The following is a 21,887-nucleotide window of genomic DNA, read 5'->3' as shown; positions in this document are numbered from 1 at the left end:
TCACTATATTGTGTCAAGGGAATCAATGATTTTTTCAAACTGCTTCCGCTTGATCTGGATGCGGTTGCCGTTCAGGATCACCCAGCCAGCGGTGGGGTTTTCCTCGGCAAGCCGACGCAGTTTGTTTTCCCCGATCCGAAAATATTTGGACGCTTCCTCAATGGTAAGCGTGTATTTCTCCCAAATAGGCACATCGTTATTACTCATAACATGGCCCCCTTTCTTTTCAAAACAAAGGTTGTTTTTTGTGAAAGTGGGCAGAAAATAACGGACGGCTGCTGGCACAGCTCCACGGGAATCTCACCCCCGCGTGGTTCTCACGCGGCCCTGCTCGTTGCCTGCGACGCTTCAAACGCTCGGACTACGACGGCAAGGGCGTATCATTGTCCTGCCTGCGCGTCGTCGCCCGCAGGCTGCCACACCTGCTTTACGGCCCGGTAAAATCGCTCCGCTTATCCCAATGAGGGAAAGCCTCTTGGCGCACCTGCCGCCCGGCTCGGCACAGACAGAATGTATCCGTCTGCCCTATGACGCGCCGCCATTGTCCTGCGGGCGTATTTGTCAAGGAGCAAAGGGGCCGCCGGGAAAACTGGCAGGCGGGGAAAGGGAAAGCCGCCTGTCTATGGCCGGGGCCTTAACCGTCAGTCGCCAATGGGACTAACGATGGAATGGATCAGCTTGATTTGCAATCGGCGCTTCATATACTCGTCAATGCAGATATGAGGCTGGCCGCTGCCGTCATAGAGCGTCCGGGTACACAGCTTATTGATATAGCCGTCATAATGCTGCAAGACACGCTCCACGGCTTCGGCGTTACCGGCGCAGGCCGCGTCGATCACAAAATCAGGCAGAGGGCTTTTGCCCTTGTAACTGGATTGCTTCATCCGCGTTTAACCTCCCTCCGGCATGAACGCCATCAATTTTATACGCAAGTCTTTCAGGGTGCTTGTCCTGTGGCGCTGGACTGCGCTGCGGGACATTCCCATCAGGCGGCCGATTTCTTCGTCAGTCAAATCCAGAACAAAGCGGAGAATCAAAATACTCTGCTCGTCTTTTGGCAGGCTGGCAAACGCTTCGGCCACAAGCTCGTTGTCGATATGTAGGTCATAACCATGCGAACTGAATGTAAAGCTGTCGCAGGAATACCGATCTACGGTCGAGAGCTTGTCCCAATCAGCCGGGGAAAGAGCGTCCAGCGACACTTCACGGTCGCGGCGGCACTTCATTTCCCGCAGATAATCTATCGCCTCATGGTACAGAACCAGCTTGCAGTAGCGGTCAAACTGGCCCCATTCACCGTATTTGCGGGGGATCGCTTCCATCTTCTCACCCCCTTTCTATGGGGGATGTGGTGGTTCTCTCCCTTTCCGCCAATAGAGCGAATGGAATCTCTCTGGCTGCCCGCTAAACGCCTCCTTTTTTCACTTTTTTGAAATTTCTTTTTGCGCCGGATAGCAGACCGCAGGAAATAACAAAATTCGCCCGGCAGGTCAAAGACCCACAGGGCGAAACAAAAAGCAATATGTTCTTTTCTTACATGGTATAGTACATACGCACAGCCGCTTGTCCCCGCTGCCGGGGGACGGCTTTTTTTGACAGGCTAATCCCTGTCGGATTTTGTCGAAGTAGTTTTCGTTGCATAGCGGCTCCCTCCTAAAGCCGCCATGCCAGAACACGGTGCAGGGGTCGTCGAAGCAAACAGAAACGGCGGCCTTGATCTACTCAAAACCGCCGTATCGTCAGTGATACAGGAAAGCGCACGAAATCCTCTGCCCGTCAGCGGTTTTTTTCTTTTCCCCGCTGTGGAGGCAGATGTTTGAATATAGCAGCTTGCTTCATTCCACAAAGAACAGAACCCGCCGGATCAGCTCCGGGATATTGACCGGGGCGGTGATATAGTCGTTCACGCCCTCATGCCGGTATTCATATTCCGTGGCAAGGTCGTTGTTCTCGGTGAGGATAAAGAACGGCAGAAGCCGGACAGGGGGATTCTTCATTTGGAACATCCCCGCCACCCGTCGCAGCGTATGAAACAGCTCCATTGCTGTGCCGTCCGGCAGTTCCACATCGCACAAGATCAGGTCTATTTCCTTATCCTCAAAAATCCGGCGCTTGGCCTCTGCAATCGAGGAAACCAGAATCAGGTCAAAGCCCTTTTGCAGCATAGCAGCCCGCAGCACTCCGGCGTTGGTATCTTCCGCATGAACAAAGAGCAGCTTGTGAAAAGTCGGGGCCTTTTCGCCGGATAACTGCCGGTAGGCGTATTCCACCAGCTTATCTTGCAGCAGCAGCCCTTTCATTTTTTCCATGCACAGCGTCGCGCCCCGGCGCATAGCCTCCTGTTCATAGTCGTCCCTGTCATGGCAGGACGCCAGAATAAAAGGCAGCTCCTTGTCTGCGGCCCGCACTTCGTCCAGAAAGTCCATGCCGGAACCATCCGGCAGGTCGAGATCACAGCAGACCACCAGCGGCATTTCCTCTTGGATGGCGGCCCGCGCTTCTTTCAGCGTACAAGCCGTTTTCACCGGGTAGCCCCGGTGCTGTAAGTATTTTTGCAGACACCATGTATAGGTGTCGCTGTCGTCGATCAGCAGTATCTTTTTCATGTGTCCTCACCCCCAATATTGATTTACCACAAGCATAAACTACAAATGTTACACAAATGTCCGAGGTACCTTTGATTTCGACAGAAAAACAGGCTGAATTGTTACAACGCTCGGACATTTCAAAAATTTTTTTGAGAAATGGCGAAAAAAGCGGGGCAGCACACGCCGCCCCGCCAATCCCATACGGTTATTCCATCGTCCTGATCTGCTCAACAAGAGATTGCTTTTTCAGATTTCCAGTTGTGTAAGAAATCAAGGTGAATTGCACAATCAGCAGGATTGCTAAATATATCAATACGATCAGCCACGGAAATGAATAGTAAAAGTATGGATTCATCGTTTTCACAACTACCTGTACGGATAGGAAGCCCAGTCCAGTCCCCAAAACCAATGTTACAAGCGTAGCAAAAACTGAATACATCAACCCCTCATAGCACAGCATTTTGATAAGCTGCTTTTTACTCAACCCAATCGCCTGTAACATTCCAATTTCCTGCCTGCGGGACAGAAAGTTTGTGATTGTCGTATTGACAAGGTTGATTAAAGAAAAGCACACGACAATAACAGCCACGATCAACAATACCCCGAAAGAAAGTTGTTGCAGTCCGCTATAATAAGTGATACTTTCTTTTATGGTTTCCATAACCAAATCGCTATTTCCGTCTATCAGTTGATTTAATGCAGCTTCAACCGTATCAAATTTTTCCATATCGGTAATTACGGAAATCGTACCGGTGCAATCTATCCCGGTCGCTTCATTCATAAGCTGCTCCGGAAGCGCAAAGCATTTTGAAAAGCCGGAGTAAGAATATTCGTTTACAATGCCCATGACGGTATAGGTCTTTGTGCGAATTTGGCCGGATTCGGTTTTATAGTTCACTTCGACGGTATCACCCAACGCAGCCTCAATATCATAGAGATCGGCACGCTCTTGAAGCAAGACAATTCCATTGCCTGCCACCAGTTCATCATAATCAATCGTTCCTGCAATTCGTTCTTCCTCTAAATTCTGCTGCTCATCCCGGCAAAAGCCCTGAATCCATTTTCCAGAATTATCATTTACAAGATATTCTGCGTCTGTGTAATACCAGCGCTTGATTCCCGTAACCCCATCAATAGATTCTACTGCATTTACAAAATCGGCATTTAGAAAATTCTTTTGCTGCAATCCAGACAAAGAAATACCGGCGGTGTCCCACGATTGATTTGCGTTGAGCTGGATGTTAAATTCACCGACAGGGAAAGCCCTGCCTCTTGCCTCTGCAACGCCATCATAGGAAACTAACATTGTCGAAATCAATACAACCAATACTCCGCCGAGTGAAAGAGAAAGTATTGTTAAAGTGGACTTTGCCTTTTGTCTGGACAGATTCATTTTAGCAAGTGAAGCAGGCGTTATTTTACGGTGCAACACGGAGCTTTCTTTCATCTTCCCTTGATAATCGGAATATCGCAATGCTTCCAGCGGAGATACTGCCGCAGCTCTTTTTACAGGAGTATGAATAGCAATCATCACAATAATAAATGCAAAAAGGCCAACCCCGGCCGTCACACATAAAGTAGTCAGCCAGTACCAACCGGCAGGAACCAGAAAGTACCCAATCACATTTCCAATAACCAGACCAATCGGGATAGCAATGGCAGCAAGTAATTTCCCCTCGCGGTAAACCATCTTTTTGATCTGTCGTTTTGTAGTTCCGATTGTGCGAAGCTGTCCATAGTTACGGATACTGCTTGCTACTGAAATATAAAAAATCGAATAGATCACAATGCCGGAACCAATGAAAGTTACAAAACCGATCAAGAAATAGAACAGCATATCGCTTCCGTGATTTTCGTCCTTTAAGTTAAAATATGTGGAACGGACAATCACACTATCATCGGAAATTTTTAATTGCTGCGCCAGAGTGTTTGCATAGTTGGTGGCTTCTTCCTCGCTCATATTTTGAGCGCCTTTCAGCCCAATATAATAATCAATCATGCCCTCGTCGCCATACTGCTGTCTTACTAATTCTTTCGATATAATAGCTGTATAGCGCCCAATATCGCCGGTTTTCACATCTAAGATTCCCGTCAATTTGAAATCATGGGTAGTGCCGTCAGAAAAGGGGATTTGAATTGTCTGCCCCAATTCATTTGAATAGCCCAAACTATCCAAAAAGGATTCCTGTACTACAATTTCATTCTCCGAAGCTGGTAAATCTCCCGAATAGGGCATACTTTGGGATTTTAACATATCTGCATTTGCATAAGTAAAATTCACGGTTGAATGGTTTACCTGTTCAGAAAATGCGTTAAAAAATTCCCCAACCCACGCAATTTCTTCTTGCTTGTATAGTTCCTGTCCCTGTTGTTCAGAAATCGCATGATACATAATCTGCGCTGTTTTTTGGTTGCGTTTCTGCGTTTCCTGCATAACCCCAAAGCCATAGAGGACAATAGCAGATAGCAATGCGCTGGCAAGTGCAATCGTCAAAACAATAAAGATATTTCTTTTTCGATTTGCCGATATACTGCGATTTGATATGCGCTTTACTATGCCGCTGGTATCATTTTCAAAAGGCCATGTCATAGCTTGCCACCTCCTTACTCCACGATCTTGCCATCCTCAATGCGGACAATCCGATCTGCAAGGCGGGCAATGTCGTTGTTGTGGGTAATCATCACTACGGTTTGCCGGAACTCCGCACTGGTACGCTTGATAAGCCCCAGCACCTCGGCGCTGGTCTTGCTGTCAAGGTTGCCGGTCGGCTCGTCGGCCAGCACAATAGCCGGTTTGGTAATCAAGGCGCGGGCAATCGCCACACGCTGCTGCTGTCCGCCGGAAAGATTGTTCGGCATATTTTTCAGTTTATCTTCCAGCCCCAGCAGGTGAACGATCTCGTCCAAAAACTTCTGATCCACCGTGTCCCCGTCCAGCTCCACCGGCAGGACAATGTTCTCATACACATTCAGGATAGGAACAAGGTTATAGTTCTGGAAGATAAAGCCGATGTTGCGGCGGCGGAAGATGGTAAGCTGCTCATCGTTCATTTTTGACAGCTCTTTGTCCCGGACAATCACATTGCCAGAAGTAGGAGTGTCCAGTCCGCCCATCATGTGAAGCAGGGTAGATTTGCCGCTGCCGGAGGTTCCCACAACGGCCACAAATTCGCCATCCTCCACGGAGAAGTTCACACCGTCAAGGGCGCGGGTGATATTCGGCTCTGTGCCATAATACTTTTTCAGGTCGATAGTCTGTAAAATGCTCATAAAATTCAATCCTTTCTTTGTTTGTTGTAAATGCGGAACGCTGCTGCGCCGGTGGCTGCCAACTGTACCAGAATCAGCACAGCGAACAGGCCGAAGCTCTCATAGTAGAACAGTTCATCCCAAAATAGGAGAACATCACAGAGAGCAGTCAAGGCAACCGTCCAGCGGATGTGCCGGGCCAGCCATTGCCGGAACACCAGCACAAGGACAACGGGTGGGACGATCAGCAGCACCAGATTCAAAATCAATGTCGGGGTCAGTTCCATTGCGTTGCCTCCTCACTTTTGTTGATAAGGTCATTACACAACATCGTCCTTTAATACTTCAACGATATTGTCTTTCCTGATTTTTTTAGAAGCTACGATATAAATTGCAGTAATTACAGCTACAATGAGAATGATATATGCCAGTAGTCCCCACGACGGAAAAACTGTAAAGAACTCTGCAAAGGTTACATCTTGTAGCCATAAAAGAGTTGCACAAATCACCAAAAGAACTGGAAGCCCAATTAAAACCGGCTTTGCGGCAAGCAGAAGTGCTTCGGTGTAAAGTAATTTCATCAGGCCCTTTTTATCAAGCCCGACAGAACGGAGCATAGCAAATTCTTTTCGCCTTTGGTATAGGCTGTTCATAATTGCGGAAGTTGCAGAAGAAATCCCGACAATACCAAAAAGCAATGTCATACTATACACAATTACCATAGTACCATTCGTCAGTTTGTCACGGTCTATTGCGCGTTCTGTTTTGCTGGAAGTATAGAAATCATTACCGCTTAAATATGCGCTGCAAATCTGATCGGCTTCCTGCTGAATTGCCATATCGAAACCATCTTCTGTTAGAAGATTCATATAGGTTCTGTAATTATAAACAGCGCGATCCTCTGCAAAGTTCTGGATAATGGCGTAGTATTCATCCATCGGAACGATAATGGGCAAAGTATAAAAAGAGATATTCCGTCCGATGTCCGGCATTTCTGCAACTGTACTTAACACTTCCAGATTGAAGCTATAATTTCCCTGAATGGAATCCAAAAACTTCTCGGTTATTTCTAAACGCTGTCCATCATTGATATTCAAATAAGGCACTTGTTCCTTTTTCGCCTCATATCCTCTGGAATCAGGATGTTTCACAACAGAATTTACGACAATGGCCGAGGATGTGTCGGAAGCACTGATTCCAGATTTAGAAAGATAGCTCTTATAGGTGTCCTGCTCCAAACCGATCAAGACGCATGGGATTCTGTATTGTCCGTCGCGCTGAACAACATATTCCCCGGCAGCCTTTGTATGAAATCCCCCTGCGGCAACAAAATCCTCCGATAAATCGCTGTCAGAAATCCAAATTGCACAGTTTGTCATCGTATAGGTTGCCAGTTCCTTTACATGGGGAAGTGTCTTTAACTGATGAATCAGAACATCATCTATCCGTTCTCCCGATTCCATTGTAATATTGACATTGAAATGGCTGTCTTGCTCCGCTTTCGTATTGTTAATATCCGAAACAGAAAAACCGGCCAGAAAACTAAACATCAAAACCAGACAAAGACAAAGGGTTGCTGTGCAGGTGCGGAATAGTTTTTTGTTTGCAGAGATAAAATTAGCAGACAATTTTCCCGAAAATCCAAAACACTTTCTCAAAATCGTGTGTTTTGCTGATTTATTCAGCGTAGGGGTGTTCCAATTCTCTTTTACGGCTTCTATGGGACGCAGTTTTCCCATCTGTTTTGCTGGCCCGGAAGCTGCCAGTAAAACCGTCAAAAAAGATAGGATCATGGCTGCGAGTACAGCCCACGGTGAAAACGAAATTGTCAGTTTACTTCCCGTTACTTCACTGGTCAGCGATGAATAGACTGTCAAAACCCCATAAGAAAACACATATCCCAAAACCGCAGAAATTAAAATCGGGAAGATGGACAGCCAGCGGGCCTCATAAAGAATCAAGAGCCGGATTTGTTTCGGTGTCATTCCAATGGATTTTAATATTCCCAGTTCTTTTACTTTCCGTTTTGCAGAGATGGAAAAAGCACCCCGGATAATGTATGCAAATACGGCAATCGACGCAGAAACCACCAAAATTAAAGCAAGAAAGAGTTTAGGCAAGTCACTGTTCCAAAAATGTCCCGGCTCATAAATTCCGTACATTCCGAGTAGTGCAGTATGATAACGATAGGGGTAGTCCCCGTATTCGTCACTTTGTAAGCCAATCTCCTTTGCAATCTGCGGAACAAGATCAAAAATCTTCGCTGGATTCTTTGCTTGGAGATAAACAACAACATCTGCGGCTTCTGGAATATTCTCTATATCAAGCCAGCCATATGCAGGATAACCGTTATAGGCACTGGAAACAGTCATATCTATTTTTCCGACAATCGTATATTGTGCGGCATCTGTTTTTACAAAAACTTCTCCTGTCTGAATCGGTGATAAAAAATCAACCGTATCATTTCCAATCCTGCGTTCGCCAATGTTCAGCTCAATCGTATCCCCAATTTCAAAAGCGGGATTTTGCTCAAAGAAATTTTTCCCAACAACAATTTCTCCGGGAGCTTGTGGAACTCTGCCCTGCAAAATCAAGTTTTTTTCGTGCATGGTGTTCCAATATGTCTGATCGCAGTTTTGAATCAGAAGATATGGCAATTCGGTATTTCCAGACAGTTGTACCGTCTGATTATTTCCCTTTACCATAACCGCTTGTACCTTATCATTGTCCTGTATCAAAGGGAGCTGTCCGGCCTGAACCTCTAAAAGCTGGGCGTCCCAATCACCCGAAGCATGAATTTCCTGCTGTACGCCCTGATTCCAATAGCTTTGAACAAAAGTACAGAGGGTACATAAAAAAGTAGAAGCAATCAAAATGGCTGTCATAATCGAAAGCGTTGTTCGTCTGTTCGCCTTGATACTTTTCTTTGCATACTTCTTAACAACCGCACTGGTGTCATTCTCAAAAGGCCATGTCATAGCCTGCCACCTCCTTACTCCACAATCTTTCCGTCCTCAATGCGGACAATCCGATCTGCAAGACGGGCTATGTCGTCATTGTGGGTAATCATCACAACAGTTTGCCGGAACTCCGCACTGGTACGCTTGATAAGCCCCAGCACCTCGGCGCTGGTCTTGCTGTCAAGGTTGCCGGTCGGCTCGTCGGCCAGCACGATAGCCGGTTTGGTAATCAAGGCGCGGGCGATAGCCACACGCTGCTGCTGGCCGCCGGAAAGATTGTTCGGCATATTTTTCAGTTTATCTTCCAGCCCCAGCAGGTGAACGATCTCGTCCAAAAACTTCTGATCCACCGTGTCCCCGTCCAGCTCCACCGGCAGGACGATGTTCTCATACACATTCAAGATGGGAACAAGGTTATAGTTCTGGAAGATAAAGCCGATGTTGCGGCGGCGAAAGATGGTAAGCTGCTCGTCGTTCTTCTTTGCCAGTTCTTCGCCTCGGACAATCACGGTTCCGCTGGTGGGAGTGTCCAGCCCGCCCATCATGTGAAGCAGGGTAGACTTGCCGCTGCCAGAGGTTCCCACAACGGCCACAAATTCGCCATCCTCCACGGAGAAGTTCACACCGTCAAGGGCGCGGGTGATGTTCGGCTCTGTGCCGTAATACTTTTTCAGATCAATCGTCTGCAAAACGCTCATACTCAAAACTCCTTTCAAGGCTTTCTGCCTGTTGATAAGGCTATTGTAAAACCCAAATGTCCGCGAAATGTTACAGCGGCCAAAAAATTTCATTGAAAATCGGGGTGAAATGTTACAACGCTCGGACATTTCAAAAAAATTTACGGCGGGCAGCCGGAAATGGCCGTCCGCCGCGTTCTATTTTGTAGGGAGCATAATGGAAAATTCCGAACCCTTGCCCGGCTCCGAAACTACTTTGATGTAGCCGCCCTGCCGTGTTACGATCTCGCGGGCCAGATACAGGCCAATGCCCACGCCCTGCTGTTCGTGTACTTCTTCCTCACGATAAAAGCGCCGGAAGATGGCGGCCTGATTGCTTTCGGAAATGCCCTTGCCGGTGTCGGTCACTTTGATCTCCACATACATTTCCCACAGCACCACCGACACAGCGATTTTCCCGCCTGCCGGGGTGTACTTCACCGCATTGTCCAGCAGGTTAAAGAGGGCTTCGGATGTCCACTTGCTGTCATGGAAAACGGTCAAATCCTCCGGGCAGTCCACGGACACGGCTATTTCCTTTTTCTCCGCTGCATACACGATCCCACTCATGGCCTGCGCCACGGTATCAAAGAGGCGGCCCGGTTTCTTATCCAACTGGATCACGCCTGTTTCCAGACGGGAGGTTTTCACAAGGGCCTGAAAGAGAAAGTCCAGCTTATCCGTCTGGCTGCGGATTCCCCGGATAAAGTCGGTGCGCTCCGCCTCGGTCATAGGCTTTTCCAGCAGGGTGTCCGTCGCCATTTTCAGATTGCTTACCGGCGTTTTCACCTGATGGGAAATATCCGATACAAGGGTCTGTAACTCCTGCCGTTCCTCGTCTACCCGGCGGCGGTTCTCCTGCATGATCTGATAAAGCCTTGCCAGCCGGTGTCCGATTCTGGCAAGCTGGGTTTCGCTGTCCTCTGGGCGCTGGGGTGCTTCATTTCCGGCGATCATGTGGTCTAAGGTCTGGCACAGGTCAGCGGTAAACTGCGACAGCCGCTTTCCAAACGCCTGCGTCAGTACAAAAATCCCCACAAGGGCGCACAACAGCAGCGCCCCGCCCGTCAGCAGCACCGCAATCTGTTTTGTCACAAGAAACAGGGCTATGGTGATCCCGGACATGGAGAGGACAAGCCCCATTGCCACCCGGCTAAACAGCCGCTTTACCGAGAGGTTTTGAAACTTCATTTTGCCTCGCCTCCCGTCCATTGATAGCCCATGCCGTAAACGGTCTTGATGTAGGGCACGCCGCCGTCGGCTTCAATCTTGCTGCGAATCCGGCTGATAGAAGTTGTCAGGGTGTGTTCATCCACAAACCTCTCGTCTATATCCCACAGCTTTTCCAAAAGCTGCCCACGGGTCAGCACTTGCCGGGGATTTTTGCGGAACAGGTTCAGCATTTTATACTCCATCGGGGATAGAGTCAGGGGCTTGCCGTTTAAGGAAGCCGTCTGCTCCGAGAAGTCCAGAAACAGCCGCCCGTCGTCGTAAATGTCCTTGGCCGGTTTGTGGTGTTCCAGCATGGCGAACATGGCTTTGATTTTCCGCTGCAAGGCCCCAATCACAAAGGGCTTTGTGATGTAGTCCACCGCGCCCACCTCATAGCCCCGTATCTGGTCGCTCTCCTGATCGTTGGCGGTCAGGAAAATCACGATGGTGTCCGGGTGCTGGGGCTTTATTAACTTGCATAGCTCAAAACCGTTGCCGTCCGGCAGGTTGATGTCCAGCAGCACTAAATCAAATTCCCGCTGGCGGATGGCTTCGGCTGCGGTTCTGGCATTTAGGGCAGAAGTCACGCCGTAGCCGTCTGCGGTCAGGTTATAGTCTAACATCTTATTCAAAAAACTGTCGTCCTCGACAATTAAAATCTGCTTCATATTCTCACTTCCTTTGCTTTTTGCAGATAGTATAACAGGCAAATGTCCGCGAAATGTTACAGCGGACGGATTTTTTCAAAAAAGTGCTTTTCCTTTATTATAGGATAGCCTGCTTTTCCGTACAAGGCACAAAATATGAATTATAAAGTTTAACCTTACTGCATATAGCAACATTCCATTGAGAAAATATGAAATATACAATGTAGATGGGTGGTGCTATATGGCAAATATCAAAGATTGTCCCGGCTTTGAAACTTTCGGTGCGGATGTAAAAGAGGCGCGGAAAGTCAAGCAGTTATCGCGTAAGACACTGGCGGAACAGGTTAATATCGACTGGCGCTATCTTGCCAACATCGAAAATGACGGCACGATTCCCAGCCTGCCGGTTATCATACAGCTTATTAAAATCTGCGGGCTTCCCGTGGAACGGTATTTTAACCCGGAGGTCATGCGGGAGGAAAGCGCACAGCGGCAGCGGGTCAGCCACAAGCTGAAACTCTGCCCGGAAGAATTTCTGCCGGTCATCGAGGGCGCGATTGACGGGGCCATTCAAATTCAACAGAAGAATGACGAAACGGAGGGTGCATGACAACCCTCTGTTTTGTTTTTGGGAGGACGCAAGGCTGCGCCCTCTCTTTTTTTGTGCGGTTTTCGGAAAAACCGGGATTTTGCGGGTATTTCCTTGGGGTCAGAACGCTTTTTAGGGGAAGAAGAACAAAGACAGCAAGCATAGGGAGTGTAGCCACACTCCCGGCAAACGGCTTCCCGTTTGTATCTTGGGGAAGTCCCCAAACCCCTGAATGAATGGAGGTGCGAAAGTGGCAAACCGAAAACGGAAGTTTGTGCTGCGCGTCCCGGTGACGCCGGAGGAACGGGCGCTGATCCAACAGAAGATGGCCCAGCTTGGCACAAAGAACTTCTCTGCCTACGCCCGGAAAATGCTGATCGACGGCTATATCGTCCATATCGACACCGGCCCCGTCCGGGCGCAGACCGCAGAGCTGCAAAAGATCGGCGTCAACATCAACCAGATTGCAAGGCGTATCAACAGTACCGGGACTGTGTACGCGCAGGACTTGGAGGACATCAAGGGGGCGCTGGCACAGATATGGCAGTTACAAAGATCCATCCTATCAAGTCAACGCTGAAAAAGGCGCTGGACTACATCGAGAACCCGGACAAGACCGATGAAAAGCTGTTCGTTTCTTCCTATGGCTGTTCCTATGAAACGGCGGATATTGAATTTCAAATGCTGTTAGATCAGGCGTACCAAAAGGGCAACAATCTGGCCCACCACCTGATACAAGCCTTTGAACCGGGGGAAACCACAGCGGAGCAGGCCCATGAGATCGGGCGGCGGCTTGCCGATGAAGTGCTGCAAGGCAAATACCCCTATGTGATTACCACCCATATCGACAAGGGCCACCTGCATAACCACATCATTTTCTGCGCCGTGGATATGGCAAACCAGCGCAAGTACATTTCCAACCGCCAGACCTACGCCTTTATCCGGCGCACCAGCGACCGGCTGTGCAAGGAACATGGCCTGTCTGTGGTAAAGCCCGGCAAGGACAAGGGCAAGACCTACGCCGAGTGGGACGCACAGAAAAAGGGCAAGAGCTGGAAAGCAAAACTGAAAATCGCCATCGACGCGGCCATTCCGCAGACCAAAGACTTTGACGGCTTTTTGCGGCTCATGGAGGCGCAGGGCTATGAAGTCAAACAGGGCAAGTTTATTTCATTCCGCGCCCCCGGACAGGAACGCTTCACCCGCTGCAAGACCTTGGGGGAGGATTACACCGAGGAACGGATCACCCAGCGGATCAAGGGCATTGCCATTGACCGGGGGCCGCGCAGAAGAAGCGCCGGGGAAATCTCCCTGCGGATCGCCTTGGAGGACAGTATCAAGGCCCAGCAGTCGGCGGGCTATGCGCGGTGGGCGAAGCTGCACAACTTGAAGCAGGCCGCCAATTCCTTAAACTTCATCACAGAACACCAGATCGACAGCTACGAGGGCTTGGAAAGCAGGCTGGCCGAGATCAGCGCGGCAAATGACGCGGCGGCCTCTGCCCTGAAAGACGCGGAACGCCGCCTTGGGGATATGGCGCTGCTGATAAAAAACCTCTCCGCCTACAAGCAGCTCCGGCCTGTGGCGCTGGAACTGCGAAACACCAAAGACAAAGCCGCGTTCCGGCGGCAGCATGAAAGCCAACTGATCTTGTATGAGGCGGCGGCAAAGGCGCTCAAAGAGGCCGGGGTCACAAAGCTCCCCAACCTGTACGCCCTCAAAACCGAGTATAAAAAGCTGGACGCAGAACGGGAACGGCTGTCCGCACAGTACAGCGAAGCGAAACAGAAATTGAAAGAATACGGCATTGTCAAACAGAATGTAGACAGCATTTTGCGGACGGTGCCGGGAAAGGAGCATACGCAGGAACGATGAACATACCGAGAATGAGTTACCCCCAATACCGCAAGGCCCGCAGGCTCACCCATGAGTGCTGCAACTACTGTAACGGAAACTGCCTCCTGCTGGACGATGGAGAGGAATGTGTCTGTGTGCAGAGTATTTCCTATTCGCTGCTGTGCCGGTGGTTCAAGGTGGCCGTCCTGCCGCTGGACGCGGCCCTGTGCGCCGAGATCACCAAAGGCCGGGACGAGATCAAACGCTGCGCCGTCTGCGGGGCGGCGTTTACGCCCAACTCCAACCGGGCCAAATACTGCCCGGATTGTGCGGTGCAGGTACGCCGGAAGAAAGAGGCGGAACGCCAGCGGAAAAGATACCTCCTGTCTACGCATTTAGGGCGGTAAAAGTCCACGGAAATCAAGGGTTTTTCCGCTTGGTCGGCAGGCAGGTGGATAAAGTTATCCTGTTCCCCTCAAAACGGGGTTCTAAATGCGGGAAATGGACAAAAAAGAAGCGCCGGGACAAAGACAGCTTTTTAGGTCTTTGTCCCGGCTGAATGATTTTGGCATGGACACTGATTTTGGCATGGACACTGATTTTGTGCAATGCTATAATTGAGTAAATTTGAATTGAGGTGTACTTATGCTTTATTATAGAACTCTGGAATTAAACCAAATAGAAGATTTTTGGAAGTTATTAAACACTTTGGACGCTGAAACAGATTATATGATGTATGAACCAAATGAGAGAACCCAGACCACAAATGTTCAAGAATTAAAAAATGATATTGAAAATAATGTGATTTGTGGAAGTGATTTTTTACAAGTGGCAATGGAAAATCAAAAAATGGTTGGCTATATTCGGGCAGAACGGGGAAAGTTTAATCGGATTCTTCATACAGCATATATTGTAGTAGGCATTTTGAAAGATTATAGAGGTAAAGGAATCGGTACATCTTTTTTTGAAATGCTGAATTGTTGGGCAAAGGAAAATGGAATTAAGAGACTGGAACTTACTGTTGAATGTTGCAATGAAACAGCAAGACACTTGTATGAAAAAAGTGGTTTTAAGATTGAGGGAACAAGGGAAAAATCCATGTTCGTCAACGGCTCCTTTGTTGATGAATTTTATATGGCAAAAATTTTGTGAAAAAGAAGCGCCGGACGCAGAGGCTTTGACAGCCCCCGCGCCCGGCGTTTTGCTTATTCGTCTGTGAAGTGGAACCGCTGCGCCGTAAAGTCGGCGTCGCTCATGGCGTCCAGCTTATCGGCGGTCTGGCAGGCCAGCGCCGCCATTTCCTTGTCCATGTCCGGCAAAGCTGCCCGGAGATTTGCCGCCGTCCTGCGGCGGTCGGCGTTGTGGTACAGACAGATCAGGTTTTCTTCTTCCACGGTGAAATACATTCCTCATACCTCCATTTCTTTTGATTTTTCCCGCGCCGGGGGCCTCTTTTTCTGTTCCTCCTTGGCGGCGGCAAGCTGCGCCCGGATGGATGGTTTCTTTTGTTTCTGCGTCGTCTTTCGGGTCTGCTTGGGCTTTTTGGCCTCCGCCTTGGCTGCCTCGGCCACATCCAAAAGGGAAATCTGTTCCCCGGCTTTTACCCTTGCTTCCAGTTCCTCCATAGACGGGGCGTTGTTCATCATGCCGTCGATCATGTTGTAGTTCTGTTCGGTGGACATTTCCGCCGTCTTGATATGGCTTTCTGGCTGGGCGGGGATGGCAAAGGCCCTTGTGCCATTTGCCATAATGAGATACCTGCCGTCCTCCGACTGGTGGTGGAATCCATACCCGGCAGCCTCCATCTGTTCCCGGCTCCTGTCGGTCAGATAGAAACGACCTCTCGGCGTCTGGATTTGTTCGCCGGTCATGCACTCGTCTGGCGTGAGCTGTTTTTCCGGCTGGGCGAAAAACTCCGGCACCTGCCGGTAGTCGGCTCCCTCGTCCACATAATAGGCGGTCTGTTTTCCATCCTGCCGGAACACCACAATATCCCCCGTAGAGAGGGAATGTCCCTTGTAATCGGAGGGATGTTCTATGTTGAAGCGGCGGTAAATCTCGTCCAGTGTGGTGTCCTTGTCCAGCGGCGCGGTGTAGACAAGCTGGTAATTTTTCCTGTCCACCGAAAGCCCGTCCGCCTGCAAGTCCTCATAGGAACGGTAGCGGAAGTCGCGCCCCTCCGGGCCGGGTGGCACTTGGTAGATGGAAAAGTTGGGCTGCGCTGGTGCTTCATAATCAGAGGCAACATATTCCTCCACCGTCAGCCCAGCAGCGGCGGCCTCCTGTTCCAGCTCTGCCTCGATCTGTTTTTTGTAGTCCTGCAAGCTCTGGTCGAAATCGGCAAGCTGCGGCGGCTCCGGCAAGTGGTACTGTCCCTGATTGAGAAGCGGGCGGCACTCCTTTACATAGTCCAAAACCGCGTTGAAATAAGCGGTCTGTTCCGGCGTCAGGGTTTCCCCGGATCGCAGGGGACGCCGGGCCTCCTGCTCCATAGCTGCCAGATTGCAGTGCAGCTCCATATACGGGACAAACTCATGCAGCAGCATATCCCGCTGGGCCTTGTCCGCCTCCCATGCCTCCGGCCCCTCATGGTGCAGCACATGGTTTTTCCAGCTTTCATCCTGCGCGTAGTATTCGTGATAGCCCCGGATATGCTGGATCAGGGAACCGTCCCCGTCGCCAAAGTCCTGCCGTCCCTCGTAGCTGTCCGGCTGGCCCTGCATGGTAAAATCAATGCGGAACTTGGTTTTGTCGTACCAATGGCCTATATAGCCCGTCTGCTCCCGTTCGTGGCGGCTGGCGCTGTCCAGCTCTTTGAAAACGGCCTCGGCTTCATGCAGCGGCATTTGCTGGCCGTCTTTCAGATGGGGGCTTTCACTCCAAAGGATCGTGACAACCGGCTCCGCTGCCGGATTCTGCGCGATCTGCCGCTGGGCGTTGGCAACGGCAATCTCACTTTCGATCTCGCTTTTCACAAAGGAATCCATCTGGCCCTTTTGCAGCTCATAGCCCTGTTCGCACAGACGGTTGATAAGCCCGATCACCTTGTCGTTATCGCCCACGGCCTCGGCATAGGCCACGATCAACTGCCGTTCCTCGCTGCCCAAACGCGGGGCGTTTTTCTCCGCCAGCTCGATCAGGGCGGCGGCCCGGTCAGCCGGGGACGCCTCCGGCATGAACGGCTTTCCATTCAAAAGGCCGTCGATCCCATTCCATGCCTGCGGCTGGGGAATGGCGTTGGCCTGTTCGGTTGCTTCCAGAAAATCATCCATCCTGTCGCCGGTCAGGGGTTCCATTGCCCCAGCCGGTAGCTCATGGATGGCAAGGATTTCTTTTCCGGCTTCCGCAAGGGACAGGCCGGGATTGTCAAGCTGGCCTCCGTCCAGTTCCTTGTAGTCGGGGCCGTACAGCGTGTAATCATAGCCGGTTTCCGATGTCTGGATATACAGGTAATCGCCGTTTTTCAGACGGTAGGCGGCCTCCTGCGGGGCTTCTGCCTGTTCCAGCGTTCCATCCCCGGCAATGGTAAAGCCCTGCGCCTGCGCCGCCTCCTTGGTTCCCTGCGACACTTCGCCGGTGGATTTCAAATCTGCGTCAATCAGGGTTTGCAGCATGGCTTTTACGCTGGCGGTCATTTCCTGCTGTTGCTCCGGGGGCAGCTTGGAAAATACGCTGTCCGGGTCTGGCTGCTCGGCGGCCTGTTCTAACGGCGCGGCCTGCGGCTGCTCCTGCTGGGCCTGCCGTTCTTTCTGAAGCTGGGCAAGGTGGCCGTCAATGGTGGTAATCAGTTCATGGGCGGTGGCCCGGATGGTTTCAAGGGAGGCTTTCAGCTCTTTCAAGTCCTTGCCTGAACTCCAACCGGCCACATAGCCAAAGGAATAGTCGGAGGTGTCCAGCCCGTAGTGCTGGCAGACGGCATAGGCCACGCTTTCCGCCTGAAATGTTGATGTATCCATTTGAAGCCTTATACTCAGCATTCCAAAATGTTAATCATTTTAAAGAATGCTGAGAAATAAGGCACTTTACTACTAAAAGATGAGCATTATTCGTTAGCGCAATCCACAAATCCTTGCCATTTCATCTTCACTGCCCTCCCACATTGCCGCTTCATCAGGTATGGGTGTTGGAACAGATTCCATTGCTCCCCGAAGCTGTTCAACAGACTGCTTTGCATAGTAGTTTTTGGTTGTATCAGTCCTGGCATGTCCTAACACTGTAGAGACAAGTTCAATGGCGATCCCATCCTGGTAAAGATTTGTGGCCCTGGTCCGCCGGAACATGTGGCAATGGACTGAATCTGGAATGCTGATCCCTGCCTCGCTTACCAGGGCTGCATATTTTTTTATAATCCTCTGGACATTTCCAACGGACATCCTGTCTGCCACACCTTTTATCGTTGTGGAAAATAAGTAGGCTTCTTTAGAAGAATTGCTGTGATATACACGCATATACTCCTTAAGGTGTCCAGCCGCTTTAGCTGTCAATTGTATGGTTCTCTCTTTGTTGCCTTTGCCTGTTATGAAAATATTGGGATATTTTGATTCCATTGCAACATCACATAAGCGGATGTTGAGCAGCTCACTGACTCTTACAGCTGTATCGTAGAGGAGAATCAAAATAGCACGGTCCCGTACACCAAACTTCGTATCCGGCGGTGCGGACAGTATTGCGGCAAGTGCATCCTCGGACAGAACAGGCTTTTCCTTTTTTATGGTTTTGCAGGGTGATATCTGGCTGACTGCCAGAGCAACCGACTGGATGGATATGTCCATATCCGAGGCATAGTTCAGATAGGCGCGGATAGCCGCGACTCTTACATTTACAGTTGATGGCTGGCTGCCATTTGCAAGCAGATACTCTCTAAAGTTATAAATACATTCTTTGGTACAGTCGGAAAACTGAAAGGTGCTTATGGACTTACCTAATTCACCTACAAGATAGTTTTTAAATATTGTAAGGGAATCCCTATAGGATTCTGCTGTAGCCTGACTGCGTCCGGCCTGCTTTACCAAATAGACATTTAGAAAGTTCCATGTCTGGGAAAAGAACAGCTGGCCAGACCGTATCTTTTCTGGTTTATTCTTCATAGGGAACCACCTCCGGAATAACCTTTCCCGACACTGTATCTTTCTCCCGGATAGTATCAAATGCCTTTTCTACAAGATGATAGTAATAATACGTTTCATCAGGGCTTTTATGTCCAAGGTATCTGCTTAAATATGGGAGCATAGTGTTTGTATCAATTCCCTGGTGCATCCACTCATTAAACCTCTCCACTACAAAAGCGTGGCGTAAACAGTGGGGCGTCGGGTGTTTAGCAAGTGTCCCGGCAGCTGGAAGCATAGCCCAATGACGGTTAAAACTTGACTCTACTCCGGAACACGAAACAGGCTTATGCGGGTCTTTTCCTGGAAAAGCCCAGTCAATTCCGGGGAAAAGCTTTTCCTGGCATTCTTTATAGCTTTTAAGTACTGGAAGGCTGTCCTGCGGAAGGTATACAAGACGGTCTTTGCTGCCTTTTGAGCCAAGGATAGTAAGGATCCCTTTTTCCAGGTCTATATGTTCCCACTTTAGCAGCCGCCCTTCTGACAGACGCAGCCCACAGCAAAAATACAGGAGAAAAAGAATCTTGCACTCCCTGTCGAGCCTTAGCTGCTCTGAATTATGGGATGTGCGGATATCCATTTTCCGCAGCAGCTCCTTAACCTCATCTTTTGACGGGATGTAAAGGGCCGGGCGGTAAGCCTTGCAGAAAAAATTAGGGATGTATGCTTCCTGGCCGAGGGAAAGGATATATTCACCCAGCACTTTCACGACCGACATACGGCGGTTGTGATAGGCATCTCCTTCGCAAGGTCTGGCTTCGGACCATTTGGCTGCCATTTCATAAGTAACTGTTGTCAGTTCCGGATAATTCTGTACGCAAAAAGTATCAAAGCGTTTTAACAGCTTTTCTTCGGCATGATAGGCATATCCATCAGCCCGTTTTTGTTGTATAAGCCCTTCGATATGATGTGCCAGGCCGCTCTCAAAAATGTATGTCATGATAAGACACCTCCAAATTCCAGAGGGCAGAGCCTCATTTTATCTTCGTCACGTTCGAGGTATACCTCAGCAGTTTCCTGACGTGCATGCCCAAGGGCATTAGAAATATCATCAAGCCTGTTGCCTGCCCGGAGCATTCTTGTGGCAAATGTCTTCCGTGTCATATGGAAGCCCTGGCCGGCAGACAGTTCAAAACCATATTCGGCAAGTATTCTTTTTAAAGCCCCGCGGCATGCCGTTGTAACTTTAAGCGGGATATATGGCGCCTGATGGCGGATAAATATATATCCGTTACCTGCGGCAGCCGATTCCGGACGCCCATCCATGATGTATTTATACACTGAATTACCTACGTCTGTCGGTACTGGAAGCGTGATTGCTTTTCTTGTTTTCTGCTGGATGAAGGAGACCGTTTTATTTTTCCAGTCGAAATCATTTACCTGGAGCTTTAGGATGTCTGCGCCCCTGATACCCATCCGGAGTCCGAGCATAACCATGGCTGTGTCCCTGAGTTCTATGGGGGTGGAGGCTTTCTCACGGTATTCATATATTTTCTTAACCATATCATCGCTCAGGACATCAACGATGCTGCGATGGGGAGCGCAGCCTGCGGATACCGCAAAAACAAGTGTTGGCAAAACCAGATCCTGGCCGGCCATGTACCGCAGAAGCTGGCGGAGTTTAGACCCATATGCATTTTTACTCTCCGGGGTCGAGTGGACATCCTGGTTATGGAATGCTTTCACCACATCCGGCGTTATGGACATTGGATGATCTATCCCGTTGTCTTCAAGATATTTGAAAAAACGGCATCCGGCAGATCTGCACATGGTAAGTGTATTATTGGCCATCCCATCCCGCTTGCGGCTCTCTATAAAACCATCAAGAATGGTTTTGCTCCATGACGGGAGTTGGTCGGACGCACGCTTTTGGCCTGCAGTTATGTTAGATTCCATTGTGCCCTGGAGATACTTCCCAAACATTCTGATCGTGTGTGAACGGCGGGCCGATATGGAATTGCCGGCTTTGGCCTGATCCGGACAATCCGGAAGCATATCTATCCATAGGGTTACAGTTTCTGGTGAATGTTCCAGACGGTTAAGTTCCAAAAACATAAAATACCAGGTGAAATCATTGCGGTAAACAGCTTTTGATGACTCCATGTATTTCCAATCATTCAGAGCGTCAAGATATTCTTCCGCTTTATGTTCAAGGGGTACACTGGGATGAAATGCGACGCCTGTTTTTGGAAGCCTCATACCCGGCAGTATTTCAGCGTTACCGCCAAAAAGAACCAGCTGATAACACTCCGGCACATCACCCCGGAGGTGAAGGTATTTCATAAGCGCCGTCATGGCGCATACGGCGTTCTGGCATCTGTCGGGAGAGCCACAGGATTTGCAGTAAGTATTCCAGTATTCGATAAGAGTATCTATGGTGACTGCTTCCGGCTCTGTAATTCCAAGGGAAGTCGCAAGCTTGAAAAACTCTTTTGTGGCAACGGAATACGTATGGTAATAGCTGGGATTCTGGTTGGACGCATAGTATTTCTCCAACTCATATGTCAGGCGGAAAAAGGATTCCGACATCCCGCTACGGCAGAAAAAACTGTCTTCTGAGCGGCAGAAAGGACTTTCGATATCTCCAAAGAGCAGGTAATGCTCAAGGCGGAACAGGGCGTTTCTATATTGGGAACACGCCTCGTAGGAAATTTCCAGTTTCTTAATCTCAAGCCAGTCCAGTGCGGCATCCATAGAAAAAGGAATGTCATTATCCATCAGGTACTTGAAAAATGTAGTGTAACAGGTTCTATGCATGTCTATATTTTTACATGCACTGTCAGGCTGCTTCATCATATTGAGAACGGATGAAACAGCATCTAAATAGTTTATTTGCATATCAAATGCGCTCCTTTCCGGATTCCCATCTGAGGGGAAAACCTAAGAATAGCGTATCTGATAATGCTCATCTTTTGTACAAGAAAGTGAGGATTTATGGGAAATAGTTTAAAAGATCAACATTATAAAAACATGGATATAAGGCCT

At 49.4% G+C, this 21,887-nt stretch carries 20 protein-coding genes and 1 pseudogene; 5 read left to right on the top strand and 16 right to left on the bottom strand.

What is annotated here, in order from left to right; all coding sequences use genetic code 11:
* Positions 1 to 3: 3 nt before the first annotated feature.
* The 11 genes from C814_RS20285 to C814_RS20235 form a co-directional block, all read right to left on the bottom strand.
* Positions 4 to 207: an excisionase gene (locus C814_RS20285; protein WP_009296579.1), complete on the bottom strand. Its 204-nt coding sequence runs from the start codon at positions 205 to 207 to the stop codon at positions 4 to 6.
* A 434-nt stretch (positions 208 to 641) separates the two neighbouring features.
* The gene (locus tag C814_RS20280; RefSeq protein ID WP_004611627.1) at positions 642 to 884 is read right to left on the bottom strand and encodes a helix-turn-helix domain-containing protein; all 243 of its coding nucleotides are present in this window, start codon (positions 882 to 884) and stop codon (positions 642 to 644) included.
* A gap of 6 nt (positions 885 to 890) precedes the next feature.
* Positions 891 to 1,322, bottom strand: a complete 432-nt coding sequence (locus C814_RS20275; protein ID WP_004611626.1) for a sigma-70 family RNA polymerase sigma factor — start codon at positions 1,320 to 1,322, stop codon at positions 891 to 893.
* Positions 1,323 to 1,835: 513 nt separating this feature from the next.
* Positions 1,836 to 2,606, bottom strand: coding sequence for a response regulator (locus C814_RS20270; RefSeq protein ID WP_016317328.1), 771 nt, complete (start codon positions 2,604 to 2,606; stop codon positions 1,836 to 1,838).
* Positions 2,607 to 2,793: 187 nt separating this feature from the next.
* Positions 2,794 to 5,178 carry an ABC transporter permease gene (locus C814_RS20265; protein ID WP_016317327.1) on the bottom strand — a complete coding sequence of 795 codons (2,385 nt, stop codon included), beginning with the start codon at positions 5,176 to 5,178 and terminating at the stop codon, positions 2,794 to 2,796.
* Between the two features lie 14 nt (positions 5,179 to 5,192).
* The gene (locus C814_RS20260) at positions 5,193 to 5,858 is read right to left on the bottom strand and encodes an ABC transporter ATP-binding protein (RefSeq protein ID WP_002586598.1); all 666 of its coding nucleotides are present in this window, start codon (positions 5,856 to 5,858) and stop codon (positions 5,193 to 5,195) included.
* 5 nt (positions 5,859 to 5,863) lie between these two features.
* Complete coding sequence (locus tag C814_RS20255) at positions 5,864 to 6,124, bottom strand: hypothetical protein (protein ID WP_016317326.1); 261 nt, start codon at positions 6,122 to 6,124, stop codon at positions 5,864 to 5,866.
* Positions 6,125 to 6,157: 33 nt separating this feature from the next.
* Positions 6,158 to 8,815, bottom strand: a complete 2,658-nt coding sequence (locus C814_RS20250) for an ABC transporter permease (RefSeq protein WP_016317325.1) — start codon at positions 8,813 to 8,815, stop codon at positions 6,158 to 6,160.
* A 14-nt stretch (positions 8,816 to 8,829) separates the two neighbouring features.
* The gene (locus C814_RS20245) at positions 8,830 to 9,495 is read right to left on the bottom strand and encodes an ABC transporter ATP-binding protein (RefSeq protein WP_007890430.1); all 666 of its coding nucleotides are present in this window, start codon (positions 9,493 to 9,495) and stop codon (positions 8,830 to 8,832) included.
* Between the two features lie 177 nt (positions 9,496 to 9,672).
* Positions 9,673 to 10,704: a sensor histidine kinase gene (locus C814_RS20240; protein ID WP_016317324.1), complete on the bottom strand. Its 1,032-nt coding sequence runs from the start codon at positions 10,702 to 10,704 to the stop codon at positions 9,673 to 9,675.
* Complete coding sequence (locus C814_RS20235) at positions 10,701 to 11,393, bottom strand: response regulator transcription factor (RefSeq protein ID WP_016317323.1); 693 nt, start codon at positions 11,391 to 11,393, stop codon at positions 10,701 to 10,703. Before C814_RS20235 ends, C814_RS20240 begins: the two co-directional genes overlap by 4 nt.
* 220 nt (positions 11,394 to 11,613) lie before the next feature.
* Here C814_RS20235 and C814_RS20230 point away from each other — a divergent pair, with 220 nt between their 5' ends.
* The 5 genes from C814_RS20230 to C814_RS20210 all read left to right on the top strand — a co-directional run bounded on the left by C814_RS20230 (position 11,614) and on the right by C814_RS20210 (position 14,949).
* On the top strand, positions 11,614 to 11,982 hold the full coding sequence (locus tag C814_RS20230) for a helix-turn-helix domain-containing protein (RefSeq protein WP_016317322.1): 369 nt from the start codon (positions 11,614 to 11,616) through the stop codon (positions 11,980 to 11,982).
* A 229-nt stretch (positions 11,983 to 12,211) separates the two neighbouring features.
* Positions 12,212 to 12,541 (top strand): plasmid mobilization protein, encoded by a 330-nt coding sequence (gene mobC, locus C814_RS20225; protein ID WP_002566656.1) that lies wholly within the window; start codon positions 12,212 to 12,214, stop codon positions 12,539 to 12,541.
* Positions 12,502 to 13,836 (top strand): relaxase/mobilization nuclease domain-containing protein, encoded by a 1,335-nt coding sequence (locus C814_RS20220; protein WP_016317321.1) that lies wholly within the window; start codon positions 12,502 to 12,504, stop codon positions 13,834 to 13,836. The genes mobC and C814_RS20220 overlap by 40 nt, the downstream gene beginning before the upstream one ends.
* On the top strand, positions 13,833 to 14,204 hold the full coding sequence (locus C814_RS20215) for a cysteine-rich VLP domain-containing protein (protein ID WP_008689659.1): 372 nt from the start codon (positions 13,833 to 13,835) through the stop codon (positions 14,202 to 14,204). The genes C814_RS20220 and C814_RS20215 overlap by 4 nt, the downstream gene beginning before the upstream one ends.
* A 238-nt stretch (positions 14,205 to 14,442) precedes the next feature.
* Positions 14,443 to 14,949: a GNAT family N-acetyltransferase gene (locus C814_RS20210; protein WP_004070792.1), complete on the top strand. Its 507-nt coding sequence runs from the start codon at positions 14,443 to 14,445 to the stop codon at positions 14,947 to 14,949.
* Positions 14,950 to 15,002: 53 nt separating this feature from the next.
* Here the strand turns inward: C814_RS20210 and C814_RS20205 are convergent, their stop codons facing one another.
* The 5 genes and pseudogenes from C814_RS20205 to C814_RS20185 form a co-directional block, all read right to left on the bottom strand.
* Positions 15,003 to 15,203 (bottom strand): transposon-transfer assisting family protein, encoded by a 201-nt coding sequence (locus C814_RS20205; RefSeq protein ID WP_016317320.1) that lies wholly within the window; start codon positions 15,201 to 15,203, stop codon positions 15,003 to 15,005.
* 3 nt (positions 15,204 to 15,206) lie between these two features.
* A pseudogene (locus C814_RS20200) lies at positions 15,207 to 17,747 on the bottom strand (LPD25 domain-containing protein); the annotation flags it as partial.
* A 99-nt stretch (positions 17,748 to 17,846) separates the two neighbouring features.
* Positions 17,847 to 18,884: a tyrosine-type recombinase/integrase gene (locus tag C814_RS20195; RefSeq protein WP_016314726.1), complete on the bottom strand. Its 1,038-nt coding sequence runs from the start codon at positions 18,882 to 18,884 to the stop codon at positions 17,847 to 17,849.
* A complete protein-coding gene (locus tag C814_RS20190) occupies positions 18,874 to 19,842 on the bottom strand; it encodes a tyrosine-type recombinase/integrase (protein WP_004058800.1) in 969 nt (322 codons plus the stop codon). Before C814_RS20190 ends, C814_RS20195 begins: the two co-directional genes overlap by 11 nt.
* A complete protein-coding gene (locus C814_RS20185) occupies positions 19,839 to 21,740 on the bottom strand; it encodes a tyrosine-type recombinase/integrase (protein WP_016314727.1) in 1,902 nt (633 codons plus the stop codon). Before C814_RS20185 ends, C814_RS20190 begins: the two co-directional genes overlap by 4 nt.
* Between the last annotated feature and the right edge of the window lie 147 nt (positions 21,741 to 21,887).

The organism is Anaerotruncus sp. G3(2012), from assembly GCF_000403395.2.
GTDB lineage: Bacteria > Bacillota > Clostridia > Oscillospirales > Ruminococcaceae > Anaerotruncus.
The sequence above is the reverse complement of the archived record's forward strand: the minus strand, read 5'-3'. Positions and strand labels throughout refer to the sequence as shown.